The organism is Erwinia sp. MYb416 (genome assembly GCF_037479575.1).
Lineage (GTDB): Bacteria > Pseudomonadota > Gammaproteobacteria > Enterobacterales > Enterobacteriaceae > Erwinia > Erwinia rhapontici.
Genome location: NZ_JBBGYT010000271.1, coordinates 1 through 549, shown reverse-complemented (window position 1 = coordinate 549; position 549 = coordinate 1). Strand labels below are relative to the sequence as shown.

At 54.8% G+C, this 549-nt stretch carries 2 protein-coding genes; one reads left to right on the top strand and one right to left on the bottom strand.

The window, feature by feature from the left end; all coding sequences use genetic code 11:
- Positions 1–147 (top strand): helix-turn-helix domain-containing protein (locus tag WH277_RS02455; protein ID WP_339504215.1); only part of this gene is annotated, 147 nt, incomplete at its 5' end.
- A 74-nt stretch (positions 148–221) separates the two neighbouring features.
- Here the strand turns inward: WH277_RS02455 and WH277_RS02450 are convergent.
- On the bottom strand, positions 222–549 hold a 328-nt coding region (locus WH277_RS02450), incomplete at its 5' end, for a MarR family winged helix-turn-helix transcriptional regulator (RefSeq protein WP_339504213.1).

The window sequence follows — 549 nt, the reverse complement described above, 5'->3', positions numbered from 1 at the left end:
CTTTCTCAGGCAGACCTGGCGATGACCTTGGGTATGTCAATAGAAAGCGTATCCAAGTGGGAACGTAACGAAAGCCAACCTGGTAACGCCGCGCTGCGTATTTTGAATACCATTGAAACTAAAGGGCCGGAAGTTTTTGCAGAATAGTCGCCCGATTTCATCTTGATAGGATGGACTTTATTTCCATATTACTCTCAGGGCCGTGAATGTGGCCCTGCTCGTTACGCTTTTCCCGCATTTCCCTCTAACGCCTGCATCAGCTGAGAGAGAGACGCATCAAGACTCGCCAGCACCTCCGTGGGTAACACCGACAGCATCTGACGTTCGTTCTCAACATGCGGCCCCACGGCGCGTTCGATCAGTTCCAGCCCCTCGGGTGTGAGCTGCACCAGGGTGCTGCGTGCATCTTGCTGGCTGGCTGTGCGCAATATCAGCCCACGGGTTTCCAGCCGCTTCAGCCGATGAGTCATGGTGCCCGATGTCACCATCAATGTGGAGAATAGTGCGGTTGGGCTGAGGCAATAAGGTGCGCCAGAACGCCGCAGCGTG